The sequence below is a fragment of the Streptomyces incanus genome (genome assembly GCF_042656345.1).
GTDB classification, from domain to species: Bacteria; Actinomycetota; Actinomycetes; order Streptomycetales; family Streptomycetaceae; genus Streptomyces; species Streptomyces incanus.
In genome coordinates this window covers 128,182-152,991 of record NZ_JBHSPC010000007.1, presented here as the reverse complement: position 1 = coordinate 152,991, position 24,810 = coordinate 128,182, and the positions used below count along the sequence as shown (strand labels likewise).

19 protein-coding genes are annotated in these 24,810 nt (G+C 71.3%); 4 read left to right on the top strand and 15 right to left on the bottom strand.

The window, feature by feature from the left end:
• Positions 1 to 289 precede the first annotated feature (289 nt).
• Positions 290 to 2,206: a translational GTPase TypA gene (gene typA, locus ACFP2V_RS02060; protein ID WP_381204536.1), complete on the bottom strand. Its 1,917-nt coding sequence runs from the start codon at positions 2,204 to 2,206 to the stop codon at positions 290 to 292.
• Positions 2,207 to 2,385: 179 nt separating this feature from the next.
• Positions 2,386 to 4,866 carry an ABC transporter family substrate-binding protein gene (locus tag ACFP2V_RS02055; protein ID WP_381204535.1) on the bottom strand — a complete coding sequence of 827 codons (2,481 nt, stop codon included), beginning with the start codon at positions 4,864 to 4,866 and terminating at the stop codon, positions 2,386 to 2,388.
• A gap of 299 nt (positions 4,867 to 5,165) precedes the next feature.
• Here ACFP2V_RS02055 and ACFP2V_RS02050 point away from each other — a divergent pair, with 299 nt between their 5' ends.
• From ACFP2V_RS02050 to ACFP2V_RS02035, 4 genes are all read left to right on the top strand, one after another.
• Positions 5,166 to 5,459, top strand: coding sequence for a hypothetical protein (locus ACFP2V_RS02050; RefSeq protein WP_381204534.1), 294 nt, complete (start codon positions 5,166 to 5,168; stop codon positions 5,457 to 5,459).
• A gap of 65 nt (positions 5,460 to 5,524) precedes the next feature.
• Positions 5,525 to 6,361 carry a hypothetical protein gene (locus ACFP2V_RS02045; protein WP_381204533.1) on the top strand — a complete coding sequence of 279 codons (837 nt, stop codon included), beginning with the start codon at positions 5,525 to 5,527 and terminating at the stop codon, positions 6,359 to 6,361.
• 63 nt (positions 6,362 to 6,424) lie between these two features.
• Positions 6,425 to 8,416, top strand: coding sequence for a fumarate reductase/succinate dehydrogenase flavoprotein subunit (locus tag ACFP2V_RS02040; RefSeq protein WP_381204532.1), 1,992 nt, complete (start codon positions 6,425 to 6,427; stop codon positions 8,414 to 8,416).
• Complete coding sequence (locus ACFP2V_RS02035; protein ID WP_381204531.1) at positions 8,413 to 9,189, top strand: succinate dehydrogenase/fumarate reductase iron-sulfur subunit; 777 nt, start codon at positions 8,413 to 8,415, stop codon at positions 9,187 to 9,189. Before ACFP2V_RS02040 ends, ACFP2V_RS02035 begins: the two co-directional genes overlap by 4 nt.
• Positions 9,190 to 9,322: 133 nt before the next feature.
• On the opposite strand, the gene ACFP2V_RS02030 is transcribed toward ACFP2V_RS02035, so the two are convergent.
• The 13 genes from ACFP2V_RS02030 to ACFP2V_RS01970 form a co-directional block, all read right to left on the bottom strand.
• The gene (locus ACFP2V_RS02030; protein ID WP_381204530.1) at positions 9,323 to 9,616 is read right to left on the bottom strand and encodes a class I SAM-dependent methyltransferase; all 294 of its coding nucleotides are present in this window, start codon (positions 9,614 to 9,616) and stop codon (positions 9,323 to 9,325) included.
• On the bottom strand, positions 9,613 to 10,785 hold the full coding sequence (locus ACFP2V_RS02025; protein ID WP_381204529.1) for a glycoside hydrolase family 18 protein: 1,173 nt from the start codon (positions 10,783 to 10,785) through the stop codon (positions 9,613 to 9,615). Before ACFP2V_RS02025 ends, ACFP2V_RS02030 begins: the two co-directional genes overlap by 4 nt.
• Positions 10,786 to 10,897: 112 nt before the next feature.
• Positions 10,898 to 11,479, bottom strand: coding sequence for a GNAT family N-acetyltransferase (locus ACFP2V_RS02020; RefSeq protein ID WP_381204528.1), 582 nt, complete (start codon positions 11,477 to 11,479; stop codon positions 10,898 to 10,900).
• Between the two features lie 66 nt (positions 11,480 to 11,545).
• Positions 11,546 to 14,353 (bottom strand): SpoIIE family protein phosphatase, encoded by a 2,808-nt coding sequence (locus ACFP2V_RS02015; protein WP_381204527.1) that lies wholly within the window; start codon positions 14,351 to 14,353, stop codon positions 11,546 to 11,548.
• 290 nt (positions 14,354 to 14,643) lie between these two features.
• The gene (locus ACFP2V_RS02010) at positions 14,644 to 15,051 is read right to left on the bottom strand and encodes an ATP-binding protein (protein WP_381204526.1); all 408 of its coding nucleotides are present in this window, start codon (positions 15,049 to 15,051) and stop codon (positions 14,644 to 14,646) included.
• Positions 15,052 to 15,884: 833 nt separating this feature from the next.
• The gene (locus tag ACFP2V_RS02005; protein WP_381204525.1) at positions 15,885 to 16,274 is read right to left on the bottom strand and encodes a beta/alpha barrel domain-containing protein; all 390 of its coding nucleotides are present in this window, start codon (positions 16,272 to 16,274) and stop codon (positions 15,885 to 15,887) included.
• Positions 16,275 to 16,509: 235 nt separating this feature from the next.
• A complete protein-coding gene (locus ACFP2V_RS02000; protein ID WP_381204524.1) occupies positions 16,510 to 16,911 on the bottom strand; it encodes an NUDIX hydrolase in 402 nt (133 codons plus the stop codon).
• An 86-nt stretch (positions 16,912 to 16,997) separates the two neighbouring features.
• Positions 16,998 to 17,186, bottom strand: coding sequence for an SPOR domain-containing protein (locus tag ACFP2V_RS01995; RefSeq protein WP_326754558.1), 189 nt, complete (start codon positions 17,184 to 17,186; stop codon positions 16,998 to 17,000).
• Between the two features lie 378 nt (positions 17,187 to 17,564).
• Positions 17,565 to 18,317 (bottom strand): GntR family transcriptional regulator, encoded by a 753-nt coding sequence (locus ACFP2V_RS01990; RefSeq protein ID WP_381204523.1) that lies wholly within the window; start codon positions 18,315 to 18,317, stop codon positions 17,565 to 17,567.
• A gap of 147 nt (positions 18,318 to 18,464) precedes the next feature.
• Complete coding sequence (locus ACFP2V_RS01985; RefSeq protein ID WP_381204522.1) at positions 18,465 to 19,757, bottom strand: DUF4190 domain-containing protein; 1,293 nt, start codon at positions 19,755 to 19,757, stop codon at positions 18,465 to 18,467.
• Between the two features lie 270 nt (positions 19,758 to 20,027).
• Positions 20,028 to 21,608 (bottom strand): S8 family peptidase, encoded by a 1,581-nt coding sequence (locus ACFP2V_RS01980; RefSeq protein ID WP_381204521.1) that lies wholly within the window; start codon positions 21,606 to 21,608, stop codon positions 20,028 to 20,030.
• 448 nt (positions 21,609 to 22,056) lie between these two features.
• Positions 22,057 to 23,796 (bottom strand): CocE/NonD family hydrolase, encoded by a 1,740-nt coding sequence (locus tag ACFP2V_RS01975; RefSeq protein ID WP_381204520.1) that lies wholly within the window; start codon positions 23,794 to 23,796, stop codon positions 22,057 to 22,059.
• The gene (locus ACFP2V_RS01970; protein ID WP_381204519.1) at positions 23,793 to 24,788 is read right to left on the bottom strand and encodes an MBL fold metallo-hydrolase; all 996 of its coding nucleotides are present in this window, start codon (positions 24,786 to 24,788) and stop codon (positions 23,793 to 23,795) included. The genes ACFP2V_RS01975 and ACFP2V_RS01970 overlap by 4 nt, the downstream gene beginning before the upstream one ends.
• Positions 24,789 to 24,810 lie beyond the last annotated feature (22 nt).

Sequence of the window (24,810 nt, the reverse complement as noted above, 5' to 3'; positions counted from 1 at the left end):
CGTCCGCTTCGGGAGAAGGGTAGTGGGCAATGCCCACTACAGGGGCATCTCCCGACAGGATCAAGGGTTATCCCTACACTCTTCGTTTGCTCCACTTCGCCCCGACACCGCGCCGTGACATAACGCCGTGACAGCGCGCCGTGCCGTTCCGGCGTGTTCCTGCGCGTTTCCGTTCGCTGATCCGGCGCGGGTTCCACCACCCGTACGAACGGCACCGGGCACCCCTGCGCTCAGGGGTGCCCGGTGCCGTATGTGCCCGCGTGCGCGGGGCGGGGTGTCAGCCGACGTGTCAGCCGTGCTTGGCGCGGCTCGCGGCGCGAGCGCGCTCGCGGCCGTCCAGGTTCACCTTGCGGATACGCACGGACTCCGGGGTCACCTCGACGCACTCGTCGTCGCGGCAGAACTCCAGGGACTGCTCCAGCGACAGCTTGCGCGGCGGGACGATCGCCTCGAACGAATCGGCCGAGGACGACCGCATGTTGGTGAGCTTCTTCTCCTTGGTGATGTTGACGTCCATGTCGTCGGCGCGGGAGTTCTCGCCGACGATCATGCCCTCGTACACCTCGGTGCCGGGATCGGTGAACAGCACACCGCGCTCCTGCAGGTTGGTCATCGCGAACGCGGTGACCGCGCCGGCGCGGTCGGCGACCAGGGAGCCGTTGTTACGGGTCGTGAGCGGCCCGAACCAGGGCTCGTGGCCCTCGTGGATGGAGTGCGCGATACCGGTGCCCCGGGTCTGCGTGAGGAACTCGGTACGGAAGCCGATCAGACCGCGCGAGGGCACCACGAACTCCAGGCGCACCCAGCCGGAGCCGTGGTTCGACATGTTGTCCATGCGGCCCTTGCGGACGCCCATGAGCTGCGTGACCGCGCCCATGTGCTCCTCGGGCACGTCGATCGTCATCCGCTCGACGGGCTCGTGCACCTTGCCGTCGATCTCCCGGGTGACCACCTGCGGCTTGCCGATGGTGAGCTCGAAGCCCTCCCGGCGCATCTGCTCGACCAGGATCGCCAGCGCCAGTTCGCCTCGGCCCTGCACCTCCCAGGCGTCGGGACGGCCGGTGTCCAGGACGCGCAGCGAGACGTTGCCGATCAGCTCGCGGTCCAGACGGTCCTTGACCTGGCGGGCGGTGACCTTGCGGTCCTTCACGGCCGCCTTCGCGTCGGCGCCCTTGCCGGTGCTGCCGCGGCCGACCAGCGGCGAGGTGTTGGTGCCGATGGTCATGGAGATCGCGGGCTCGTCCACCGTGATCAGCGGCAGCGGGACGGGGTTCTCCGGGTCGGCCAGGGTCTCGCCGATCATGATGTCCGGGATGCCGGCCACCGCACAGATGTCACCCGGGGCGGCCTTCTCGGCGGGCTTGCGGGTGAGCGCCTCGGTCATCATCAGCTCGGAGATCCGCACGTTCTGCACGGAGCCGTCGCGCTTCATCCAGGCGACCGTCTGGCCCTTCTTCAGCTCGCCCTGGTGGACGCGGAGCAGGGCGATCCGGCCGAGGAAGTTGTCGGCGTCCAGGTTGGTGACGTGGGCCTGGAGCGGGGCGCCCTCGTCGTACGTGGGGGCCGGGACGTGCGACAGGATGGTGGAGAAGAACGGCTCGAGCGAGTCCGAGTCCGTCGGGACCGTGCCGTCCGCCGGCTTGGTCAGCGAGGCGATGCCGTCACGGCCGCAGGCGTAGACGATCGGGAACTCGATCTGCTCCTCGTCGGCGTCCAGGTCGAGGAACAGGTCGTAGGCCTCGTTGACGACCTCGTCGATACGCGAGTCCGGCCGGTCCGTCTTGTTGATGCACAGGATGATCGGCAGCCGCGCCTGGAGCGCCTTGCGCAGCACGAAGCGGGTCTGGGGCAGCGGGCCCTCGGAGGAGTCGACGAGCAGCACGACACCGTCGACCATCGACAGGGCGCGCTCGACCTCACCACCGAAGTCGGCGTGGCCGGGGGTGTCGATGATGTTGATCGTGATCGGGTCCCCGCCGTCCTTGGGGTGGTACTTCACCGCCGTGTTCTTGGCGAGGATCGTGATGCCCTTCTCACGCTCCAGGTCGCCGGAGTCCATCATGCGCTCGTCGACCTGGTCGAGCTGGTGGGCGGCGAAGGCACCGGCCTGCTTGAGCATGCCGTCGACGATGGTGGTCTTGCCGTGGTCGACGTGGGCGATGATGGCGACGTTGCGGATGTCGTGACGCTGGATGGACAAAGCCATGAGTTGGCGTACTCCCGGAATGGTGAGAAGCGCCCTGCGCAGACGGCTGTGGTGCGCGGGCCCTGCCGGGCTGAACACGCCACGGCCTCTCCCCATGGTACGGGCCCCCGGCACCGGGGGCTCGCCCTCCTCGTCCGGACCGGCCCACCGGGCCCGTCACCCGGGGTGATCAGAACTGATCAGGACTCCGCATCCGACTCCGCGTCCCCATCCGAGTCCGAGTCCGAGACGGAGGCGGAGACGGAGACGGACGGCTCGGTGGACTTCTCCCCCGGGGTCCCGGCCGGGCCTCGCGCGCTCTTCTTCAGATAGCCCATGTCCTCGTAGACCGGGGTGGGGAATCCGAAGGCGCCGGCGTTGGCCAGGTCCTTGCGGGCGGCGGTGAGCTGGGGGCGCTGGTAGAGGGGGATCGAGCCGGCCGCCGCCCAGATGCGGGCGTCCGCCTTGCGGATCAGCGCGGCGCGCTTCGCGTCGTCGAGCGTCGCGAGGGCCTGGTCGAAGAGCTGGTCCACCTGGTCGGTGCCGACGCGGGTGTAGTTCTGCCCGACGTTCAGCGAGCCGTCGGCGGCCGGGACCGGCTTGGCGTAGACGGGGCGGGCGTCGGTGGCGGGGAAGGCGGTCGCGGGCCAGGAGTAGAGGGCGAGGTCGTACTCCCCGGAGGCGATGTGGTCCGTGAAGTAGCTCTCGTCGTCGACCTTGGTGATCTCCGTACGGATTCCGACCCGCTCGAGCATCTTCGTGATCCGGTCGGCCACGGCGCTGAGTACCTCCGAGCCGGGCCCGGAGGGGAGCACGAAGTCGAGCGTGAGCGCCTTGCCGTCCTTGGCGAGCGGGGCGCTCTCGGCCTGGGCCGGGGCGGCGGTGCCCACGGGGGCGTAGGCGCCGGGGGGGCTGCCCTGCTTCAGCCGCGTGTGCTGGATGCCGTCCTGGGCGAGAGGGCCGTCACCGTTGCTCCCGTCGTCCTCGGTGCCACCGTCGTCCTCGGTGCCACCGTGGTCCTTGGCGTCCTTGGCGTCCTTGGCGTCCTTGGCGTCCTTGGCGTTGTCCTCTCCGACGACGTATGTGCCGTCGCCGTCGGCACCGTTCGCGGAATCGTCGCCGGAGTCTTTGTCCGAGTCCTTGTCGGACGATTCCGCTTTCTCGCCCTTCCCGCCGGCGGCCTTGTCCTCCTCCTTCTTCTTCACCGGGCCGCCCGGTACCCAGCCGGCGTCCGCGAGCAGGGCCCGCGCCTCCTTGGCGTCCTGGTCGCCGAGGGCGCCGCTGCTGTCGGCGTAGGCGGCCTGCCCGGCGAGCGCGAGGTGGCTGCCGACGGGCTCGGCGGGCAGGCCGAGCGGCTTCAGGACCGCCTCCGCCAGGCCCCGCCGGTCCAAGGCGCGGGCCACGGCGCGGCGGACCCGTTCGTCGGCGAGAGGGCCCTCGGATCCGTTGAGGGCGAGCTGGGTGTAGGCGGGTTCCAGCGACTTGCGCACCTCGAAGCCGCTGAGGGCCCGCCGCTCACGCGTGAGTTCCGCGGCGGCCTCGCGCTGCTTCTCGCGGGCGGAGATCTCCTCGTCGGCGGCCTCCTCGTCGGACCCGTTCGCGAGGGCCCAGGAACGCAGGGCCTTCGCCGCGGCCCGTCCGGCCCCGGCACCCGCGGCTCCGGGGCCCATCAGGGGCGCACTCCCCTTGTCGTCGCTCCCCGGCGCGCCCCCGCTCGCACCCGCACTCCCGCTCGTGCTCGTGCTCGGGCTCGGGCTCGGGCTCGGGCTCCCGCTCAGGCTCGGGCTCGTGCCCCGCGGGCCGGCGGCGACGGAGATGCGGCGGGCGGCCGTGGCGTCGATCTCGGCCAGGTCCAGGGTTCCGGCGGTGAGCGCGGCGATGCGTTCGGCGCGGGGCACCTCGCGCAGCACGATCGTGGAGAGCCGGGCCGGTTCGCCCCACCAGCGGGCGTTGCGGGTGAGGGTGACCTCGTCGCCCTCGTGGTCGACCTTCTTCACCTCGAACGGGCCGGCGGTGACCTTCAGCTTCTTGCGGGCCCCGTCGTTGAAGGAGTCCGGGGTGCCCATGACGTCCTTCGGGTACAGCGGTGCGAACAGCGACTTCCAGTCGGCGTAGGTGCGGCTGAAGGTGACCTTGACCTCCAGGTCGCCCTTGCCGCGCTCGATCTTCTCGATGCGGTCGTAACCGGCGTTGCGGGCGGTCCAGTAGGCGGAGTCCTTGCCGGACAGGGCGCGCCACTGGGCGGCGAAGTCGGCGGCGCCGATCTCCCGGCCGTCGCTCCAGACGGCCTGCTGGTTGAGCTTGTAGAGGACGACCTGCCTGGGCTCGGTCTCGACGACCTCGGCGGACTCCAGGTAGTCGGGGTTGCGCGCCGGACGCCCCCGGCTGTCCATCCGGAACATCGACGGCAGCACGGCCTGGGCGATCCGGGTGGTGGTGGCGTCGGCATCGGCCTGGAAGGTGTTCAGGGTGCCCGGGACGGTGTCCACGCCCCAGCGCAGGGTGCCGCCGTCGGCGATCCTCGCGCGCTCGGCGCGGGCGATGTCCCCGCCGGCGAGGGGCCGGCCGGCCGGGTCGTCGTCGGAGCTGCATCCGGCCAGCGCGGGCACGACGAGCGCGCCCGCGGTGAGGAAGGCGACCGAGCGCATGACCGCGCGCGGGCCGACGCCGTCGTGGGACATCTCTGGTTACCTCCGTGAAGCGCGGGCGTTATGATCAGTTTTGTTGTTATTTAGATCTCATCTGATGCATGCGGCCACTGAAGAGGAAAGGGTTCGGCAACCAAGAGCGACACGACGGCCACGGATCGGAAGGGCACCCGTACGGCGTACAGCACCGCGCGCTTCACCCGTGCGCCTCGGCCAATCGATGCACATCCCTTCACAGCGCAAGGTGTGACGCGCGACACTCGCAGGCGCATGAACGTTGCCGCCTTGGGCCTGAAGGACCCTGAAGGACCCGCGAGAAGTGAGGGCAAGTCATGTCCGTGCACGACGAACTGGCATCCGTCCAGCGCAGTCTCGACGACCTGATCCGGTCGGTGGGGCGCCTGGAGAAGCAGCTCGGCAGCGACGGCCTGGAGATGCGCCGCGTCCGATCCGACACCAACCATCTGCGCGAGAGCGTCGCGCTGCTCCGGGAGACGACCACCACCACGGCCGGCGTACCGAAGCGGCCCGATCTCGTCACCATCTCCGACACGCCGTACGACCCGTCCCTGTGGGTGGACACGGACGACGAGGGACTCGGCGCGCGCGACCGCCACGCCCCCTGATCCCCCACCCCGTCCCCCACCTCGCAGGACCCGTCACACCCCCTGACCCCGACCGGAGCGGACAAGTGGCCACTGGTACGGAACCTCCCGCCACAGACCCCCAACCCCGACGTACCGGTGTGAGAACCGGTACCCGCGCCGCGATCGCCGCTCCGCATCTGCGGACCGACCGCTGGTGGCCGGCCCCGGCCGCCACCGCGGCCGGTCTGCTCGCCTTCGTCGTCTACTCGACCTGGCGGGCCCTCTCGAACGCGGACTACTACGCGGCGCCGTACATCTCGCCGTTCTACTCCCCGTGCCTCGCCGAGAACTGCGAGCCGATGCACGGCGGGCCCGACTGGCAGCTGTTCGGAAGCTGGTGGGGCCTCTCGCCGGCGATTCTGATCCTGATCTTCCCGCTCGGCTTCCGCCTGACCTGCTACTACTACCGCAAGGCCTACTACAGGAGCTTTTGGGCGTCCCCGCCGGCCTGCGCGGTCGCCGAGCCGCATAAGAAGTACTCCGGGGAGACCCGCTTCCCGCTGGTCCTGCAGAACATCCACCGGTACTTCTTCTACGCGGCACTCCTGGTCGCCGGGGTGCTGACCTACGACACCGTCCTCGCCTTCCGCGACGAGCACCACGCGTGGGGCCACATGGGGCTCGGCACCCTCGTCTTCCTGGTCAACATCGCGCTGATCTGGGCGTACACCCTCTCCTGCCACTCCTGTCGGCACATCGTGGGCGGCAAGCTCACACACTTCTCCCGGCATCCCGTGCGCTACCGGATGTGGCAGTGGGTGAGCCGGCTGAACGCCCGGCACATGCAACTCGCCTGGGCGTCGCTGGTGAGCGTGGCGGTCGCCGACCTCTACGTCTATCTCGTCGCGTCCGGCGCCTTCGACGATCCGCGGTTCTTCTGACCCTCTGAGCAGTCTGTGAGTTCTGGCAGGTTATGACGGTTTCCGACGAGTGGGGCCTTTGAGATGACCGTGGTCGACCGGCAGGAATGGGACGTCGTCGTGGTCGGTGCGGGCGGCGCCGGGCTGCGCGCCGCCATCGAGGCACGCGAGCGGGGCGCCCGTACGGCGGTGATCTGCAAGTCGCTGTTCGGCAAGGCGCACACCGTGATGGCCGAGGGCGGGATCGCCGCCGCCATGGCCAACGTCAACGCCGGCGACAACTGGAAGGTTCACTTCCGCGACACCCTGCGCGGCGGGAAGTTCCTCAACCAGTGGCGGATGGCCGAACTGCACGCCCAGGAGGCACCCCAGCGGGTGTGGGAGCTGGAGACCTGGGGCGCGCTGTTCGACCGGACGCAGGACGGCCGGATCTCGCAGCGCAACTTCGGCGGCCACGAGTACCCGCGCCTCGCGCACGTCGGCGACCGCACCGGCCTGGAGCTGATCCGCACCCTCCAGCAGAAGATCGTCGCCCTCCAGCAGGAGGACTTCCGCGAGACCGGGGACTACGAGTCCCGGCTGAAGGTCTTCCAGGAGTGCACGGTCACCCGCGTGCTCAAGAACGGCCGCCACGTCTCCGGTGTCTTCGGCTACGAGCGGGAGTCCGGGCGCTTCTTCGTCCTTCAGGCGCCCGCCGTGGTCCTCTCGACGGGCGGCATCGGCAAGTCCTTCAAGGTGACGTCGAACTCGTGGGAGTACACGGGCGACGGTCACGCGCTGGCGCTGCTGGCCGGGGCCCCGCTGCTCAACATGGAGTTCGTGCAGTTCCACCCGACGGGCATGGTCTGGCCGCCGTCGGTGAAAGGCATCCTGGTCACCGAGTCGGTGCGCGGCGACGGCGGGGTGCTGCGCAACTCCGAGGGCGAGCGGTTCATGTTCGACTACGTGCCGGACGTCTTCAAGGAGAAGTACGCCGAGTCCGAGGAGGAGGGCGACCGCTGGTACGACGACCCGGACCACAACCGCCGTCCCCCCGAACTGCTCCCCCGCGACGAGGTCGCCCGCGCGATCAACGCCGAGGTGAAGGCGGGCCGCGGCTCCCCGCACGGCGGGGTCTTCCTGGACGTGTCCACCCGGATGCCGGCCGAGGTCGTCAAGCGCCGGCTGCCGTCGATGTACCACCAGTTCAAGGAGCTGGCGGACGTCGACATCACGGCGGAGGCGATGGAGGTCGGGCCCACCTGCCACTACGTGATGGGCGGCATCGCCGTCGACTCGGACACGGCGGCGGCGCGCGGGGTACCTGGTCTGTTCGCGGCCGGTGAGGTGGCCGGCGGCATGCACGGTTCCAACCGGCTGGGCGGCAACTCCCTCTCCGACCTGCTGGTGTTCGGGCGCCGGGCGGGCCGGCACGCGGCCGAGCACGCGGCGGGGCAGGGGCAGGAGCGGCCCCGCGTGGACGACGCCCAGGTGGACGCCGCCGCCGCGGAGGCGCTGCGACCGTTCTCGGCGGAGACGGAAGCGGAGACGGAGGAGAAGACGGGCGCGGGGGCGGGGACGTCCGGAGAGCCGGCCGGGGGGCCGCCGTCGCGGATGCCGGAGAATCCGTACACCCTGCACCAGGAGCTCCAGCAGACGATGAACGACCTGGTCGGCATCATCCGTCGCGAGCACGAGATGGAGCAGGCCCTGCGGAAGCTGGCCGAGCTGCGGGTACGCGCCCGGCGGGCCGGTGTCGAGGGGCACCGGCAGTTCAACCCGGGGTGGCATCTCGCCCTGGATCTGCGGAACATGCTGCTGGTCAGCGAGTGTGTGGCGCGGGCCGCGCTGGAACGTACCGAGTCGCGCGGCGGGCACACCCGCGAGGACCACTCCGCGATGGAACGCACCTGGCGCAACGTCAACCTGCTGTGTGCGATGGCCGATCCGACAGGCGGCGTCGCGGCCACCGCCCCGGAGCGCGGCCAGATCGTCCTGACCCGTGAGACCACCGAACCCATCCGCCCCGACCTGCTCGCCCTCTTCGAGAAGGAGGAGCTGGTCAAGTACCTCACCGAAGAGGAGCTGTACGAGTGAGCAGCTATGAGGCCCGCTTCAAGGTGTGGCGGGGAGACGTGCGGGGCGGCGGTCTGGAGGACTTCCGGGTCGAGGTGCACGACGGCGAGGTGGTCCTCGACATCATCCACCGGCTCCAGGCCACCCAGACCCCCGACCTCGCCGTCCGCTGGAACTGCAAGGCGGGCAAGTGCGGTTCGTGCTCGGCGGAGATCAACGGCCGCCCGCGGCTGCTGTGCATGACCCGGATGTCGGTGTTCGACCGGGACGAGACGGTCACCGTGACCCCGCTGCGGGCCTTCCCGGTGGTCCGCGACCTGGTGACGGACGTCGGCTTCAACTACACGAAGGCCCGCGAGGTGCCGTCCTTCGTGCCGCCGGAGGGGGTCGGGCCCGGCGAGTACCGGATGACGCAGGAGGAAGTGGAACGGTCGCAGGAGTTCCGCAAGTGCATCGAGTGCTTCCTGTGCCAGGACGTCTGCCACGTGGTCCGCGACCACGAGGAGAACAAGCGGGCGTTCGCCGGGCCGCGGTTCCTGATGCGGGTGGCGGAGCTGGACATGCATCCGCTGGACGCGGCCGACGCGGCCGGCCTGGACCGCAAACGCACGGCGCAGGACGAGCACGGGCTCGGCTACTGCAACATCACCAAGTGCTGCACGGAGGTGTGCCCCGAGGGCATCAGGATCACGGACAACGCGCTGATCCCGCTGAAGGAACGGGCGGTGGACCGCAAGTACGATCCGCTCGTCTGGCTCGGGAACAAGATCCGGCGCCGGTCGGCGCCGTCCTGACACCCCGGGCCCTCGACGTCCCTGGCGCCCCCGGGCGCGGGGGCCCGGGGGCGCCAGGGGCTCGGAGAATCAGGAGCTCGGGGAATCAGGGGCTCGGGGAATCAGGGGGTGGAGCTCAGGGCGTGGGCGCCGGTCAGTCGGTTCCGGAGGTGGCCGCCGGGGTGCGCGCCGGAGTTCCTGTCGGAGTTCCTGCCGGAGTTCCTGCCGGAGTTCCTGCCGGAGTTCCTGCCGAGGTGTGCGCCGCCCGCAGACGGCCGGAGTGCGCCACCTGGCCGAGGAAGGCCGGCCTGGTGGCGGTGGCCATGTGCTTCTCGAAGGCCTTCTTGTTCCTCGGCCACTTCGGGTGCCCGAAGTCGTCCAGGACGACGATGCCGCCGGGCGCCACGATCCGCTCGGCCCACTCCAGGTCCCGCCGGTCTGCCGTCATGGAGTGTTCACCCAGTCTTTCCGGTACGCGGCCCAGTCCGCATCCGTCGCCGCGAAGTCCACGTAGAGGGCGACGCCGAAGTCCGGCCGGTCGGCGTCGGCGCGGGACAGCCCGAGCCGCACACCGCGGACGGCGGCGGGGACGGTCTCGGCGTGGGCCCAGTGGCCGAACCGGTTCTCCTTGAAGAAGGGCAGGCCCATGAGCAGGTCGGTGCCGGGCGGGGTGGCCTCCAGCGCGAGCGCGGTCTGCTGGGCGACGTACCCGCCGTAGGTGCCCTCCAGCGGCTGCATGGTGTCGTACGACATGACGGCGATCTGGTCGACGCGGCTCGCGACCTGCCCGAAGAACTCCTGTGACCACCACTTGGGGTGGCCGGTGACCGCACCCCAGAAGGAGTGGAAGCCGGGGAGCGGGTCGATCTGGTGGGCGGCGACGGACAGGGGGACGGCGCGGGAGCCCGTCTCCTCGTGCAGGGCGTCGAGCAGCGTGAGGTAGTCGCCGTCGCCGGAGTGCAGGGGCTCCAGGTCGAAGTGGACGCCGTCGTAGCCGGTGTCCAGGATCTCCCGGGTGGAGCGGAGGACCGCGGCGCGGGACTCGGCGCGCTCCAGGTGCAGTGCCTCGGGGTGTTCGGGGGCGAGGATGTCGCCGAGCCAGGCCTGGACCCGGACGCCGGGTATCTCCCGGTGCACCGAATCGATCAGCCAACGGGCTTGCGGGTAGGCAGACTTCGGCAGGCTTCCGTCGTGCTCGAGCGGCCCCGAGTGGACGTACAGGTCGCGTATTCCGGTGCCGTCGAGCTGCCGGGCGAGGGCGGTGATGTCGGCGTCCTTCTTCCGCCCGTCGACCCAGGCGTGCCCGAGCCAGATGGCGTCACGGCCGCGGGTGTACGTCCCGTCGGCCGGGTCACCGGTGAAGTTGACCCGCAGCACCGTCCCGGCGGTCAGCAACGGCACCAGCACCACGAGCATCACCGCGAACGCGGCCCATGCGAGCCGGCGCTTCCCACGCCGGAGCGGTGTGCCCTTCCCCCGCCCGTGCCGGGTGTTCTCCGCGTCGTCGGGGCCGGACTCGTCCGGCTCGGCGGAGTCCGTACGCTCCGTGGGCTCCGTGGGCTCCGCGGACTCCGCGGACTCCGCGGACTCCGCGGGCCCGGGATCCGTAGGCCCCATGGGCTCCGTACGCTCCGTGCGTGACATCGCGCGTCCCCTCCGCCACCGCCCCCGTCCGGGCCCGCGGCTGATCTTGGAGAGGAGGACGAGGATGGGGGCGCCGCGGTTGCGGTCAGGCGGCGGTGGGCGCCCGGCGTACGTGCGCGTGCCCGTCCAGGGGGAAGGTGGGAGGTGCGGCGGGGAGGGTGCCGGTCCATGCGAAACCGGCTTTCTCGGCGACACGGCAGGAGGCCACGTTGTCGACCTGGTGCAGCAGCTCCAGGCGGGTCAGGCCCTCGTGGGCGAAGGCCGTGAACGCCCAGTCGGTCAGCGCCGTCAGAGCGCGCGGGGCCACTCCCCGGCCCCGCGCGTGGGCGGCGGTCCAGTAGCCCACCTCGGCGGAACCCGAGCCCCTGGCCGGGTACTTGAGGACGACGTTGCCGACGAGCCGCGCCGCGGTGTCGGGTGCTCGCGTCTCCTCCGGCGTCTCTTCCCACGTCTCCTCCACGGCGAACGCGAGGCGGTCCCCCGCCTCCCAGCCCCGCTGCTGCGCCGTCACCCAGCGCGCCGCGCCGGCCTCGTCGTGCACGGCCTCGCTCGTCCAGCGGCGCAGCGCCTCGTCCCGGTACAGCTCGGCCAGACCCGCCGAGTCCTCCGGGCTCCAGGGCCGCAGGGTGAGGGCGCCGGCCACCAGGCGTGTCGGAGTCGTGTGCATACGGCGAGGGTAGGGGGACGGGCCGCCCGGCTCCGGAGCGGGGCCGGGCGGGACGGACGGGCGAGGTCAGAAGAGGCTCAGGAGGGCCTCTGCGGGGTCGGTGAGGACGGTGTCGGCGCCGGGGAGGGGGAGTTCGAACCAGACGGTCTTGCCGCGGGGGGTGCGGCGGGAGCCCCAGGCCGCACTGAGCAGGCCGACGAGCTGGAGGCCGCGGCCGCCCTCGTCGGTGTCGCGGGCGCGGCGGCGGCGCGGCTGGACCAGGCCGGCGTCCCAGACTTCGCAGACCAGGGTGCGGTCGAGGAGGAGACGGAGTCTGATCTCGCCCTCGCCGTACCGCAAGGCGTTGGTGACCAGCTCGCTGACCAGGAGTTCCGTGGTGTCGACGAGGGGTTCCAGGTCCCAGGCGAGCAGTTGTGTGCGGGCGTACTCGCGGGCGCGGCCCACGCTGCGGGGTTCGCGCGGCAGTGCCCAGTCACCGACGGAGTCGGCGGGCAGCCCCTGGACCCTGGCCATGAGCAGCGCGATGTCGTCCTCGCCGTGGTGGGTGTCGAGGGTGTTGAGGACGTGGTCGCAGACGTCCTCCAGGTTCCGGGTGTCGGCGCGCGGTGGCACCGAGCCGTCGTAGGGGGCCCCGCTCGACGGCCGGACGGGGTCGGTGAGGGCGCCCACGAAGGCCTGGAGGCCCTCGTCGAGGGGATGGTCGCGGCTCTCGACCAGCCCGTCCGTGTAGAGCGCGAGCAGGGCGCCCTCGGGCAGTTCGACCTCGACCTCCTCGAAGGGTTCCCCGCCGACGCCGAGCGGCAGTCCCGGCGGGACGTCCAGCATCAGTGCGGACTCGCCGGGTTCGACCAGGACGGGCGGCAGATGGCCCGCGTTGGCGAAGGTGCACCGCCTGGTCACCGAGTCGTACACGGCGTAGACGCAGGTCGCCAGGTAGATCTCGGAGAGGTCGGCCTCCCGGGGGCGGCGGGCGGCCCGGGTCGCCTGCTGGACCCCACCGGGGGCACCGAGGCCCCGGGCGATCTCGTCCAACTGGGAGAGGACCTCGGCGGGTTCGAGGTCGAGCTGGGCCAGGGTGCGGACGGCGGTGCGCAGTTCGCCCATCGCCACCGCGGCGCGCAGGCCCCGCCCCATCACGTCCCCGACGACCAACGCGGTGCGGTGTCCGGGCAGTTCGATCACGTCGAACCAGTCACCGCCGACCTCGCCGGCCCGGCCGGTCGCCGCGCTGCCGGGCAGGTACCGGCAGGCGATGTCGAGACCGGACGCTTCCGGGTCGCCGGGCGGGAGCAGAGACCGCTGCAGTATCAGGGCGCGTTCGTGCTCGCGCCGGTAGAGGCGGGCGTTGTCGATACAGACGGCGGCGCGCGCGGCCAGCTCCACGGCGAGGTCGCGGTCGCGATCCCCGAACGGCTCGCTGCCCTTGGTCCGGGCGAACTGGGCGAGGCCGACCACCGTGTCGTGGGCGACCATCGGCACGGCGAGCGTGGACCGCACCAGCCCGCCCTCCTCGCCCGGCACGGCTCGCGGGCGGGCGGTGCGCAGGGCGTCCGCGCACGGCGAGTTGAACGCGTAGTGGTGGACGGCGCCGAGCTTGACGGGCTCCCCGGTGACGCTGAACGGCGCGTCGGAGACGGCGCTGGCGAAGGCGACACGGCGCACCTCCGCGCTGCCGTCGGCGAGGCCCGGCGGGGTCTCGTCGCCGGCCAGCAGCCCCTGGTAGAGGTCGACGGTGGCCAGGTCGCAGAAGCCGGGGACGACGACGTCGAGGAGTTCGCGGGCCGTGGTCTCCAGGTCGAGGGAGTTGCCGATCCGGGCACCGGCCTCGTTGAGCAGGGCGAGGTTGCGCCGCGCGGCGGCGGCCTCACGGGCGGCGGCGCGGCGGGCCGTGATGTCCGTCGCCAGCCATGCGATGCCGATGGGGCGGCCGCTGCCGCTGTGCACGCGGTACAGGTTGATGGACCAGTGACGGCGCCCGTCGGTGCCCGGCACGAAACCCGTGACGTGCATGTCCGTGATGGATTCGCCGGTGTCCAGCACCCTGCGCATGGTCGCGTCGACCCGCTCGGCCTCACCGCGCGGCAGATAGTCGTGGACGTTCTTGCCCCGGTGGTCGTCGGGCGTACCGCCGAAGATGGACGCGAACCGCTCGTTGGCGCGGCGAATCCGCAGGTCGGGGTCGATCAGCAGGAACCCGAAAGGAGACTGGCCGAAAATGGCCTGCGAAGCGGCGAGATCCGTCTCGATGCTGCGCAGGGTGCGCACGTCGACGACGATGCAGACGGCCGCCCTCTCGCCCTCCTCGGTGCGCGTCGGCATGACGTAGACCTCGGCGAGGGCCTCCCCGCCGGGCTCGCCGCCCTCCCCTGTCCCGGGGAGCCGGAAGGGGACGACCCCGGTCCATTCCCGGCCGTCGAGGATCTCGGCCATCTTGCGCTGGCCCTGCTCGCGCCGGTCCGGGTCGATGAAGGCCGCGATGGGGTCCATCCCGACGGCCCGCTCCGCCGGGATGCCGAAGATCTGCTCGGCGCGCAGGCCCCACTGGTCGACCAGTCCGTCGGGGCCGATGGAGAAGGACGCGACCCTGATGTAGTCGTACATGGATCCGGGAGGACTGACCTGCCACGTCCCGCCGGCCGACGGGATGTCACCGGCGGGCAGAAGGTCGCGGAAAGGAGTGGCGGAGGACGAGGTCCCACCGGACGTGACGCCGACGGAGGAGGTACTTGTGGCCGAGGTGCCCGGGGCCGGGTCGTCCGTGGCCGACAAGTGAGCGGACGAGGCATCGCCGGAAGAGAGGCCGTCCGCGGCCTCGGTCCTCGCGCCGTCCGACGGGTCCTTGGACCCCGTGGCCTTCGCTGGTATCTCGCTCACGCGAACCGTCCCCTCCAGCTCACCGCGTCCGGCACCGGTCACCGGGGGCGGCTGCCCGCAGTATCCAGCACTACGGCGCCGCACAACACGGTGTTCACGATCACAGCACGGTCCCGATGCTTTTCGGTCCGGACTGTGAGAACACTCCCAGTCTTCTAACCAGCGGACACGGCATCGAACCCCCTTCACCGGCAACCATCAGGGGCTTGAACCGTCCGTTCGACAGAGATGGCCCGTGCGTACACCGGCGAGTAGCGGCACAGCACCTCGTTTCAGCCGGGGGCGAACGCTCACTTCGGCACCGTGAGTTCGAACCACACGGTCTTGCCGACGTCGCCGGGCCGGGTGCCCCAGCGGCGGGTGGTGCGGGCGACGAGCTGCAGTCCGCGTCCACCCTCGTCCTCGGGCCGGGCGGCCCGCTCGTGCGGAAGTTCCGGCAGCGGGTCGGAGACCTCCACGCGCAGGACCCGGTCGAGGTCGGAGGGGCGCAGCAGGCAGACCTCTATGGGGCCGGTGGCGTGCCGCAGGGCGTTGGTGACCAGTTCGCTGACCAGCAGGGCCGCGAGGTCACCGACGCCGTCGAGGCCCCAGTCGTGCAGCTGGGCCCGGACCATGGAGCGCGCGGCGCCCACGGCGCCCGGGTCCGCGGGGAAGGTCCACGTGGCGTGGTCGCCCTCGATGTCGATCACGTGGATCACTTCCGTCACTTCCCGGTCGGCGAGTCAACCCATATCGGGCTTCATAGGGACTAATAGCCTTATACCCGACCTTCAGGGCCGATTACCGTCCGCGATGGCGCATCATGGCAGCCGCCGCGCGGGACGGCTTCCGCGCCTCACCGCCCCGCCTCACCGCCCTGCCGCGCCGCCGCGCCCCGGTCGCCACCGGCTGATCCGCGCTCCGGTGCTCACACGGCGCGGAGGCTTCTTCCACCAGTCCGGCGGACAGCCGGCGCACCCCCGCCTCGGGGCCGCACTCACCGCCGTCCGGGGCGATGTGCCGCAGGAAGCCCGGATCCTGGCCGATGGTGACGACGGGTGGCCCACCACGCCCCTCGGGCAGCGCCGGCCCAGTCCGGCCGCGATGGCGTCCCGCCGGGTGGTGCGGCCGGTCGAGGCGTCGGAATCCGCAGGCCGGGGACGGCGGCTCCGCCGGACCGGGCGTTCAACCCGCCTCAGCGGGGCACCTCGTGGACCGCCGCCTCCTCGGAGATCGGCAGGGGCCTCGTACCGGAACGCGTCACGCCTGATCCCCCTCACCACGACGCGGGGCACGACCCCGGCCGCGGCGAGCAGCCGGTTACACAGCCGCTGCCGACCCTCCGCCTCCTCGGGGGCTCCGCCGGGCAGCGGTGGCCGAGGGTGCCACGGCCGGTCAGGTACAGGGTCCCCAGACAGCCCAGGTCGCCGACGCGGGTACGGACGGCACTCGTCCCCGCGTCGGCGAGGGTGCCCGGCAGGCCGGCGACCTGGAACGAGAAGGAGGTCGGGAGACCGCCGGATCATCACGCGCCATCAGCTCGCCCGTGAGTTCACGCTCGTTCGGCTCCCGCCCCGCCCCTCCCCCGGGCCCGACCCCCGCAGAGCACGAAGGCACTGCCGACCTGAACGCCCGCCGCGCCCGCCACCCCGGCCCGGCTGACCTGCCCCGGTCCGCACGGGCCGCCCGCGATCCAGAACGGCAGACCGAGAGCGGCCATCCTCGCGAAGTCGGGCGTGTCCCGGGGACCGTAGACGGGGTCACCGTGCTCGTCCGGGCGCAGGGGTCCGCGGGGCAGGGCGCTGCGGCCGCCCGCACCGCGCCCCTCCACGACGAATCCGGCCGGCCCCCTCATCAGGGTGTCGAGAGCCGTACCGGGGACGACACCCGACCGCCCGGTCCGCGCGACGGTCCGGGCGAGCCGCCACCCGGACGCCCCCACGCCCATTCCCCCTGGGCCGGCCAGGGCAGTTCGGGCGTCGTCCGGGGTGCGTCCGTGGACCCTTGTTCGCGTTCGCCGCGGTGCCGCGGAAGCCAACCTTCGGCACCGTAACTGACGGAGCCGTAGGGACACGCGTACCCCCGGACACCCATGAGGATCTGCGAGCAGGCAGTACGACCCTCGGGTGGGGACAGGGGACAGGGGCGGTAACGGGTGGCTACGCGAAGCAGGTGGGCTACGCGAGTTCGCCGGCAGCGGCCAGGTCGTCGAAGAGCGACTGGTCGACAGGAGGCACCCGGTCCCGGTCGGCGTACGAGAACCAGGCCACCTCCTCGATCTCGCTGCTCGGGATCAGTTCCCCCCGGTACTCGGCGGTGTAGCAGGCCATCCGCACGACGGCACCGTCCGGGAGGCCGGGTGCGCCGGCCTCGTACGTCCCCACATGGGCAGCGGTCTGCGGGTCGAGCAGAACCGTCAGCTCTTCCTCGATCTCACGCAGCAGGGTCTCCAGGTCGCTCTCCGCGCCCTCGCGCTTGCCGCCGGGGATGTAGAAGACGTCCTTTCCCCGTGGCCGCGCGCAGAGGATCCTGCCGCCCTCCACACGCACCCACGCCACTGTGTCGATCAGGGCCGACATCACTCCGCCTTCGCCATGGGAAACCTGGTCAGGCAGGACCTTAGCGGGGCGCGGCCGGCCGACGGGGGCGCTCGGCCCTCGGGAGATCAGTCGGCGGGTGTCGCGTTCCGCCCGATGCGCTCGACCCAGTACAGCTGCTTGTGCCCGCGGCCGTCGAGACTGTCCGCGATCTTCTGCGCCTCGGCGCGGGTCGCGTACCGGCCCACGCGATAGCGGTTGCCGTTGTCGTCCTGTCGCACCACGAGCCAGGGAAGCGTGGCCGTGCTGTCGTTCATCGCGCCCCTCCGCTTCCCGTCCGCGCCCCGTGCCGCGCCCCACCCGATAAGGAATCCCCAGTCCGCATATGCCCGAGCCTACGCCTTACCTTCACGCAGCGAATATGGCTTTACACAAAGAGATACGCAATTAGCCAGTACGCAGGGGGCGCATCGCGGCGAATGCGCCGTACGTGAGTTCGACGTATCCGGTCAGGGGCATGCCGCCCCCACGCCCGCGACTCGGGGGTCACCTGCGAGAACGGCCAGATTCGTACGGTGCCCGAACGGGCATGCCGCCGCCCGTCCGGGCGAGCGGACGCCCGGACGGGGCGCAGAGGGAGCGCTTCGGGGTCGGCGACGGCTCGGGGTCGCGGTCCGTGACGGCCGCCGGTTCGGCTACTTCACCGGGAGGTGGTACGCGACCCGGTACCGGTCGGCGGGGATCACCACGTCGGCCGTCTCGACCGGGCGGCCCGAGGCGTAGTACGTGCGCTGGATGACCAGGACGACATGGCCGGGAACACCGCCGAGCAGCACCAGTTCCTCGGCGAGGCCGGGGCGGGCGCCGACCTCCTCGGTCACGTTGTCCACGATCACGTCGATGGCGCGCATGCGCTCGACCACGCCCATGCCGCCGAGGGGGCCCTTTTCGGGCAGCATCACGGGCGTCCGGCCGGTCAGGGCGAGCGGCTCCCAGGAAGTGGAGAGCATCATCGGCTCGCCGGCCTCCCGGAAGAGGTACCGGGTGCGCATCACCCTGTCCCCCGGCTCGACCTCGAGCCGCTCGGCGATGGCCCCGCAGGCGTCGGCCTGCTCGCTGCTCGACTCCCAGGTGCCGCGCACGTCCCCGTCCGCCTGCTCCTGCCGGAACGGGGTGGCGCCACGCTCCGGACGGAACCCGGAACGGGCCACGCGCCGGGGCACGGGCCGCTCACGGACGTACGTCCCCGAACCGGAGCGGCCCTCCACGAGACCCTCCGCCATGAGCACCTTGCGCGCCTCCAGCGCGACCGTGTCGGAGACGCCGTACTCCTGACGGATCCTCGCCTGGGACGGGAGGCGGGTGTGCGGGGGCAGCCGACCGTCGACGATCTTCTTACGGAGATCACCCGCGACGCGCAGATACGCCGGCTGCTCACCGAATGTCACTGGCCGCTCCCATCAGGTTGTACAGACAGCGACAGCGTGGCAACCGCAGGTTGTACCAGGCAAGCGAAGGCCAAAGAATCACTCGATGTGATGACAGATCCCGGCGGGGGTCTTTACGCAGGCTCTTTCTCCCCGCTATGGCGGGCCTCACACCTCGATACGGTCCTCATCGGCACCGCCGTCCCCGGTCCCGTCCTCCGTCCCGTCCTCGCCTTCGACCTCCCCTTCCTTTTCGCTCCCGTCGAGCGTGGGCGGTGTGACGGCCAGCCCCAGAGCCGCGCGTGGGGCGACCGACCGGTACGGGTCGACGAGGTCCCAGCCCCGGTCGTAGTGCTCGAGGAAGGTGTCCGGATCGTCGGTCCCGGCGGCCTTCGACCAGGCCGTCTCGGCCTTCTCCAGGTCGCCGACGAGGTCCTTCACCGGCCCCTCGGCACCGGCGGGCCACTTGTGCTCCCGCAGCATCGCGCTCTGCTCGGCGAGCGCCTCGGACACCTCCCGGGCCCACGTCCGGTGGCCGGGCAGGTCGTCCTGGACGTAATCCGTCTCGGGAGCCTTCTCCAGCGCCGCGTTGATGACGTGCGTGCTCTTCAGATAGGCCACCTGGTGCGCGTCGAGCGTGGTCTCGTCCCGGCGCAGCGAACCGGTGAGGGTGGCGTTCTCGTCCCGGTTGCCGAACACGCAGGTGATCACGCGGTCGCCGTAGCGCCAGCTGTCCCTGGACGGGGTGAGGTGGTACACGTCCACGTCGGCCGGCAGGGCCCAGCCGTCCATGGCGTAGGCGTCCTGGAGGGCGTAGCACCGGTCGTCGGCGGTCTCGGCGATGTCGTCGGCGCCCGGGTAGGCGCCGTCGGACAGGAGGACGACGCCGAAGACCTCTCCGTCGTGCTCCCCCGCGCACGGCACCCGGTCGGCCTCGGACGCCCAGCCCATCAGGCCGCCGGGCGAGTCGAAACACTCGCCCTTCTCGAGGGTCAGGATCTCGTTGACGCCCACCCTCTGAAGGTCGTCCCAGAAGTCGGCCGCGGCGCCGGAGAGGACCATCCCCACCCACGCCACCATCCCGGCGGCGGACATCACGGCCCCGCCGATCGCCATGCCCCGGCCCTGCTCCCCCCGCCGGCGGATCTGCCGCAGCGCGACGAGCCCCAGCACGAGCCCGAGGAACGGCACGATCCACAGGATGCCGAAGACGAGCGAGGCGATGGCGAGACCGTTGGTGGGGGGCGGTGGCCGGAACCCGTACGGGCCGTAGGGGACGTGGGAGCCCTGAGGGCCGTACGCACCCTGGGGACTGTGCGGACCCTGGGGGAACTGCGGACCCTGGGGGAACTGCGGTGGTGGATACGCTCCTTGGGGCTGGGGAGTGGGGTACTGGCCCTGGGGGTGCTGCCCCTGGGAGCCCTCGGGCTGCTGGGGCCCGGAGGGCGGGGGTATGGACACGAGTACCGTGCTCCTGGTTCTGCCGTGCTGCTGCGGAGAGGTGCATGCGCTGGTGCGGGCCGACATGCGGCTCCGCGCATCGTAAGCGCGGCCGGACGGGGCCGTGGGGGGCACCCCTGTTCGGACCGGACCGGGCCCGTCGCACCTCTCGCACACCTGCCTCGTCCCCGTGGCGGACGGCCGGATCACCGACCCGGAGCCCGACCACGAGGACGAGGACGAGGAACGAGACGAGGGCCGGGCACCTGCCCGCGGGCCGGCCCCGTCACATCAGAACTGCAGGGCCCAGCCGTTCAGCCGGCCCGTGTCCCATGTCGCGGTGTCGGTGACCCGCAGCTTCCACGTGCCGTTCGCGGTCTTTGAGGAGGCGTTGACCGTGTACGTGGTCTTGATGTCGTCCGTGCTGCCGCCGGTGCCGGACGCCTTCAGCGTGTACACCGTGCCGTCGGGGGCGACCAGTTGGACCCGGAGGTCGCCGATGTAGGTGTGGGTGATGTCCACCTCGACGCCCAGGGCGGAGGGCGCGTTGCCCAAGACGCCGGAGACGGTCACCGAGGTCTCGACGGTGGAGTTGTCGGCGATGGCGACGCTCTCGGTGCTCGCGAAGCGGTCACCGGTGGGCGGCGGGGTGGTGCCGCCCTGCCCGACCCGCAGCAGGAGGTTGGGCGAGCCGGTACCCGGGCTGCCGACGGCGCCGCTGGTGGCGGCGGAGGTCAGCGCGGAGGAGACCTGCGCGGGGGTGGCCGAGGGGTTGGCGGCCAGGTGCAGGGCGGCCGCACCGGCGACGTGCGGGCTCGCCATGGACGTACCCGAGATGGTGTTGGTGGCCGTGTCGCTGGTGTTCCAGGTGGAGGCTATGGAGGACCCCGGGGCGAAGATGTCCAGGACCGAGCCGTAGTTGGAGTAGCTGGCGCGGGCGTCGGTGGAGGTGGTGGCGCCGACGGTGATCGCCTCGGTCACCCGGGCCGGGGACTTGGTGGAGGCGTTGGTGGACTCGTTGCCGGCCGCGACGACGAAGGTGACGCCGGCGCTTATCGCGTTGCGCACGGCCGCGTCGAGGACGCTGTCGGCGCCGCCGCCGAGGGACATGTTGGCGACGGCCGGCTTGACCGCGTTCCGCGCGACCCAGTCGATGCCGGCGACGACCTGGGCGGTGGTGCCGGAGCCGGAGTTGTTCAGCACGCGGACGCCGACGATGTTGGCCTTCTTGGCCACGCCGTAGGCGGTGCCCGCGACGGTGCCCGCGACGTGGGTGCCGTGGCCGTTGCCGTCCTGGGCGACGTTGTCGTTGTCGACGGCGTCGTAGCCGTTGGAGGCACGGCCGCCGAAGTCGCTGTGCGAGATGCGGACACCGGTGTCGATGATGTACGCCGTCACGCCCTGCCCGGCCGAGTCCGGGTAGGTGTACGAGCTGTTCAGCGGCAGGCTCGCCTGGTCGATGCGGTCCAGACCCCAGGAGGGCGGGTTGGTCTGGGTACCGGTGATGTGGAAGGTACGGTTCTGGACCACCGAGGCGACGGCCGGGTCGGCGGCGAGACGTTTCGCCTCGGCCTCGGAGGCCTCGATCTCGTACCCGTTGAGCGCCTTGGTGTAGGTCCGCTCGATGTCGGCGCCGTACTTCTTGGCCACGGCGCGGCCCTCGGCGGAGCCGGCCTTCGCCCGGTCCGCCTTCAGGGTCACGATGAAGCTGTCGCTGACGGCGTTCGCAGCGCCCTCGTACTGGATGCTGCCTTCGGCGGCGGCCGGGGCAGCGCCGGCGGGGAGCGCGGAGACGAGGCCCGCCATGAGCGCCGCGCTGGTCGCGACGCCGAGAGTGGCCAGTCTTCGGTGGGGGTGACGCATCAACGCCATGTGAGGGTTCCTCCTCAGTCGGGGTGCGTTGCCGTGGGGGGGGGTGGTGCCGTCGACGCACGTACCGCGCGTGTGGCGCAGCCGATCGCTTATGACGCGATCATGACAATGACTATCGTCGGAACAACTGCGTGCGTCAGCCGAAAGATTGAGGGCTCCACAGGAATTGCACAAGAGGGCCCACATGGACGAAACACCATCGCCACGCAGGGGACATGTTCACCGACCCGCCGGCCTCCCCCGCCCATGGAGCCCTTGAAGCCTTTGAGCCCAGGGAGCCCTTGGAGCCCAGGGAGCCCAGGAGAGCGGTAGCGCCGAGACGGTGTGGCGAGCCGTGCACGACCCGAGCGGCCGGCCGGCCGCCGAGGGTACGGCGGCCGACCGGCCGGTGTCATGAGGGCGCGTCAAGAACCGCTGCGCCGCTCTCCTTCGGGGTGCGGGCAGAGCCCTACCGTGTCGCGTCCGGCACCGCGACCTTCGTGAACGGCAACACGAGCCGGGAAGGGTGCGCGGCGTCGCGGTAGATCTTGTGGGTGACGGGGCGGCCCACCGGCAGGTGGAAGGCGTCCGGCGGCAGCAGGGCGTTGTGCTCGTCGGCCAGCGGCTCGGCGTTGGAGAGCTCCACGACCAGCTTGTGTCCCGGCAGGAACGTCGCCCCGAACGGGTAGACGCGCAGCACGTACTCCTCGATCCTCCCCGGCTCGACCGGCACCGCACGCGTGTGCGGGTGGTGGGGGTCGCCCTCCGTGGTGCGCTCCTCGTCGAGCTCGCGGTGCGAGGCCTTGAGGTAGGCGGTCGTGATGAGCTGACGCTTGCCGTTCGGGGCCTCGTCCCACATGCGCAGGATGAAGTTCGTGTCGGGCTGGTCGATCTCCACGAAGAGGTGCGCCGCGCCCTGACCGATCATCTCGGTGGGCTCGGTGAACGGGGCGGTGCTCCAGCTGAGGATCTCCACCTTGTCGGTCACCGTCAGCGGCGCCTGGTAGAAGCCGTCGGGTGCGGCGTACTCGGCGCCCATGAGCTCGGGCTCGAAGGACAGCCCCCGGCGCGGGCGGAAGTAGAGCGACTTGTGCTCCACGTCCTTCGGCGGCCACTGGGCGCCGGTGACGGTCTCGCGCGAGCCCTCGACGTGGACGGTGACGGCGGGCTCGTCCATGATCCCGTTGTCGATGCCCTTGAGCCAGTACTCGTACCAGCGGAACATCTTGTCGTGCTCCTCGATGAAGGGGCGCGACTGCATCGGCGGGTAGGGGCCGATGTCGAGCTTCTTCGGACCCTTCAGCGCCTTGTACACCTCGATGGTGCCGTCCATCGTCCAGCCGCGGCCCTGGTCGATCTGGAGCCAGACCGGGATGTCGATCCGGGGCGCGAGCGTGATGGGGTTGCGCTCCTCGTACCAGTCGCCGTCGACCTCGTTCATCACGATGTCGAACCAGGCCTCGTGGTTCTTCGGGTAGTTCAGCACATGGACCAGGTTGGGCCAGGCGGCCACGTCCGGGTCCTGCAGCCGCTTGGCGACACGCTCCTTGATCTCCTCGGGGGAGAAGGTCTCGAGCATGCGGGACTTGACGCCGTCGGTGAAGGCCCAGCCGGAGTCGCCACCGCGGCCCTCACGGGCGGCACGCGGCATGAACCACATGACGCCGCCGTGGTAGGTGGTCTCGTAGAAGTCGTAGTGACCGCCGCTGACGAAGATCGCCTTGAGGCTCGGCGGCCGCTCGGCCGCCGCCAGCACCTGCATCGAGCCGAAGTAGGAGATGCCGATCATGCCGACGTTGCCGTCGCACCACGGCTGCCGGGCGACCCACTCGATGAAGTCGTACGCGTCCTGTCCGAGCGAGACACCACCGGCGTTGTAGTTGCCGATGTGCTCGCCCTCGGAGGCGCCGGAGCCGCGCAGGTCGCCGATGACGTGGACGTAGTCCTCCTGGACCACGCGCGCGATGTCACCGGCCTCGATGCAGCCGTCCCACATCGGGCTGGGGCGCCGCTGCGGCGGCGTGGTGAGCGCGAGGGCCTGCAGCTCCTTGCCGTACGGGCTGAGCGCCACGAGCGCCGGACGCGGCTTGTCGTCGACGCCGCTGTAGGTGTCGGCCGCCAGCATGACACCGTCGCGCATCGGCACTCGGAGATCCTTGCGGACGGCGATCTCCTGCCGGCCCGACCGGATCGTCTGGAAGTCGGTCATGAGTGTGAAGCTCCTCCGGGGGTCTGGGGGGCGTCCCCCAGGACAGTGCTGTACGAGTTCTGGTTGTGCTGCGTGCGGTAGCCGTGCAGTGAAGTGAAGAACGGCGACGGCTCGAGCGTGGGGTCGCCGGTGTAGCCGAGCTCCTCGGCGGTACGGGCGAACGGGGAGTACGGCGAGTCCGTCTCCCGCAGGCCGGCCTCCAGGCAGCCGCAGGCGGCCGAGGCGACCCGGCCCTCGACGGCGAGGCTCTGCTCGATGGCCTCCTGGGCCTGGACGGCGTCGAGCTCGACGCCGTACGGCGTGCCGTCGGCGCGGCGGTACGGGTGTCCGAGGTACAGGTGCCGCGGACGGATCTCGTCCCGCAGGTACTCCAGACTGGCGCGGTAGGCGGCCGGGTCCGTGTAGCCCGGGAAGCCGTTGGCGGCCCCGTGGACCTGGACGGAGTCGCCGACGAACACCGAGCGCTGCCCGTCGACGACGTAGGCGACCGATCCGGGCGTGTGGCCCGGTATCGAGTGCACCGAGACGGTGACGCCGCCGCCGAGGGAGAGGGTCTCGCCGCCCTTGACGAGCAGGGTGGGCTCCATCTCGCCGGAGATGACGGCGTTCGCGGCGGCCGTCACCTTCGCCTCTCCCTCCGGGTCGCCGAGGTACCGGCCTCGGCCCGCGAGGTACTCCTCCACGTGGGCCCGCCGCGAGCGGAGCATCGGCGCGTCGGCCTCGTGGATCACCACCTGGGCCCGCCGCCCGGTGAGCTCCCACAGGGCGTACGCCCCGCCGACGTGGTCGATGTGACCGTGGGTCAGCAGGATCCAGCGCACATCCTCGATCCGGCGCCCGATCGCCTCGAGGGCGGGAGCCATCCCTTCGGCGGGCGAGGAGCCGATCCCGGTGTCGACGACGGCCGGCTCGGGTGCGTCGATGAAGAAGCTGTAGAGACCGAACCGGCCCCACGGCGAGACCAGGGGATGGACGGGGGCTGCGTGCGTCATGGTCCTCTTTCTGAACTCGTAC

Bases quoted from the DNA above. Each gene is read 5' to 3' on its own strand.
- ACFP2V_RS02030 (WP_381204530.1), bottom strand. From the start codon at position 9,616: ATGACGGCAGACCGGCGGGACCTGGAGTGGGCCGAGCGGATCGTGGCG.
- typA (WP_381204536.1), bottom strand. From the start codon at position 2,206: ATGGCTTTGTCCATCCAGCGTCACGACATCCGCAACGTCGCCATCATC.
- ACFP2V_RS01975 (WP_381204520.1), bottom strand. From the start codon at position 23,796: ATGACCGACTTCCAGACGATCCGGTCGGGCCGGCAGGAGATCGCCGTC.
- ACFP2V_RS02055 (WP_381204535.1), bottom strand. From the start codon at position 4,866: ATGTCCCACGACGGCGTCGGCCCGCGCGCGGTCATGCGCTCGGTCGCC.
- ACFP2V_RS01995 (WP_326754558.1), bottom strand. From the start codon at position 17,186: ATGAACGACAGCACGGCCACGCTTCCCTGGCTCGTGGTGCGACAGGAC.
- ACFP2V_RS02025 (WP_381204529.1), bottom strand. From the start codon at position 10,785: ATGGGGCCTACGGATCCCGGGCCCGCGGAGTCCGCGGAGTCCGCGGAG.
- ACFP2V_RS02040 (WP_381204532.1), top strand. From the start codon at position 6,425: ATGACCGTGGTCGACCGGCAGGAATGGGACGTCGTCGTGGTCGGTGCG.
- ACFP2V_RS02020 (WP_381204528.1), bottom strand. From the start codon at position 11,479: ATGCACACGACTCCGACACGCCTGGTGGCCGGCGCCCTCACCCTGCGG.
- ACFP2V_RS02000 (WP_381204524.1), bottom strand. From the start codon at position 16,911: ATGTCGGCCCTGATCGACACAGTGGCGTGGGTGCGTGTGGAGGGCGGC.
- ACFP2V_RS01970 (WP_381204519.1), bottom strand. From the start codon at position 24,788: ATGACGCACGCAGCCCCCGTCCATCCCCTGGTCTCGCCGTGGGGCCGG.
- ACFP2V_RS02050 (WP_381204534.1), top strand. From the start codon at position 5,166: ATGTCCGTGCACGACGAACTGGCATCCGTCCAGCGCAGTCTCGACGAC.
- ACFP2V_RS01980 (WP_381204521.1), bottom strand. From the start codon at position 21,608: ATGGCGTTGATGCGTCACCCCCACCGAAGACTGGCCACTCTCGGCGTC.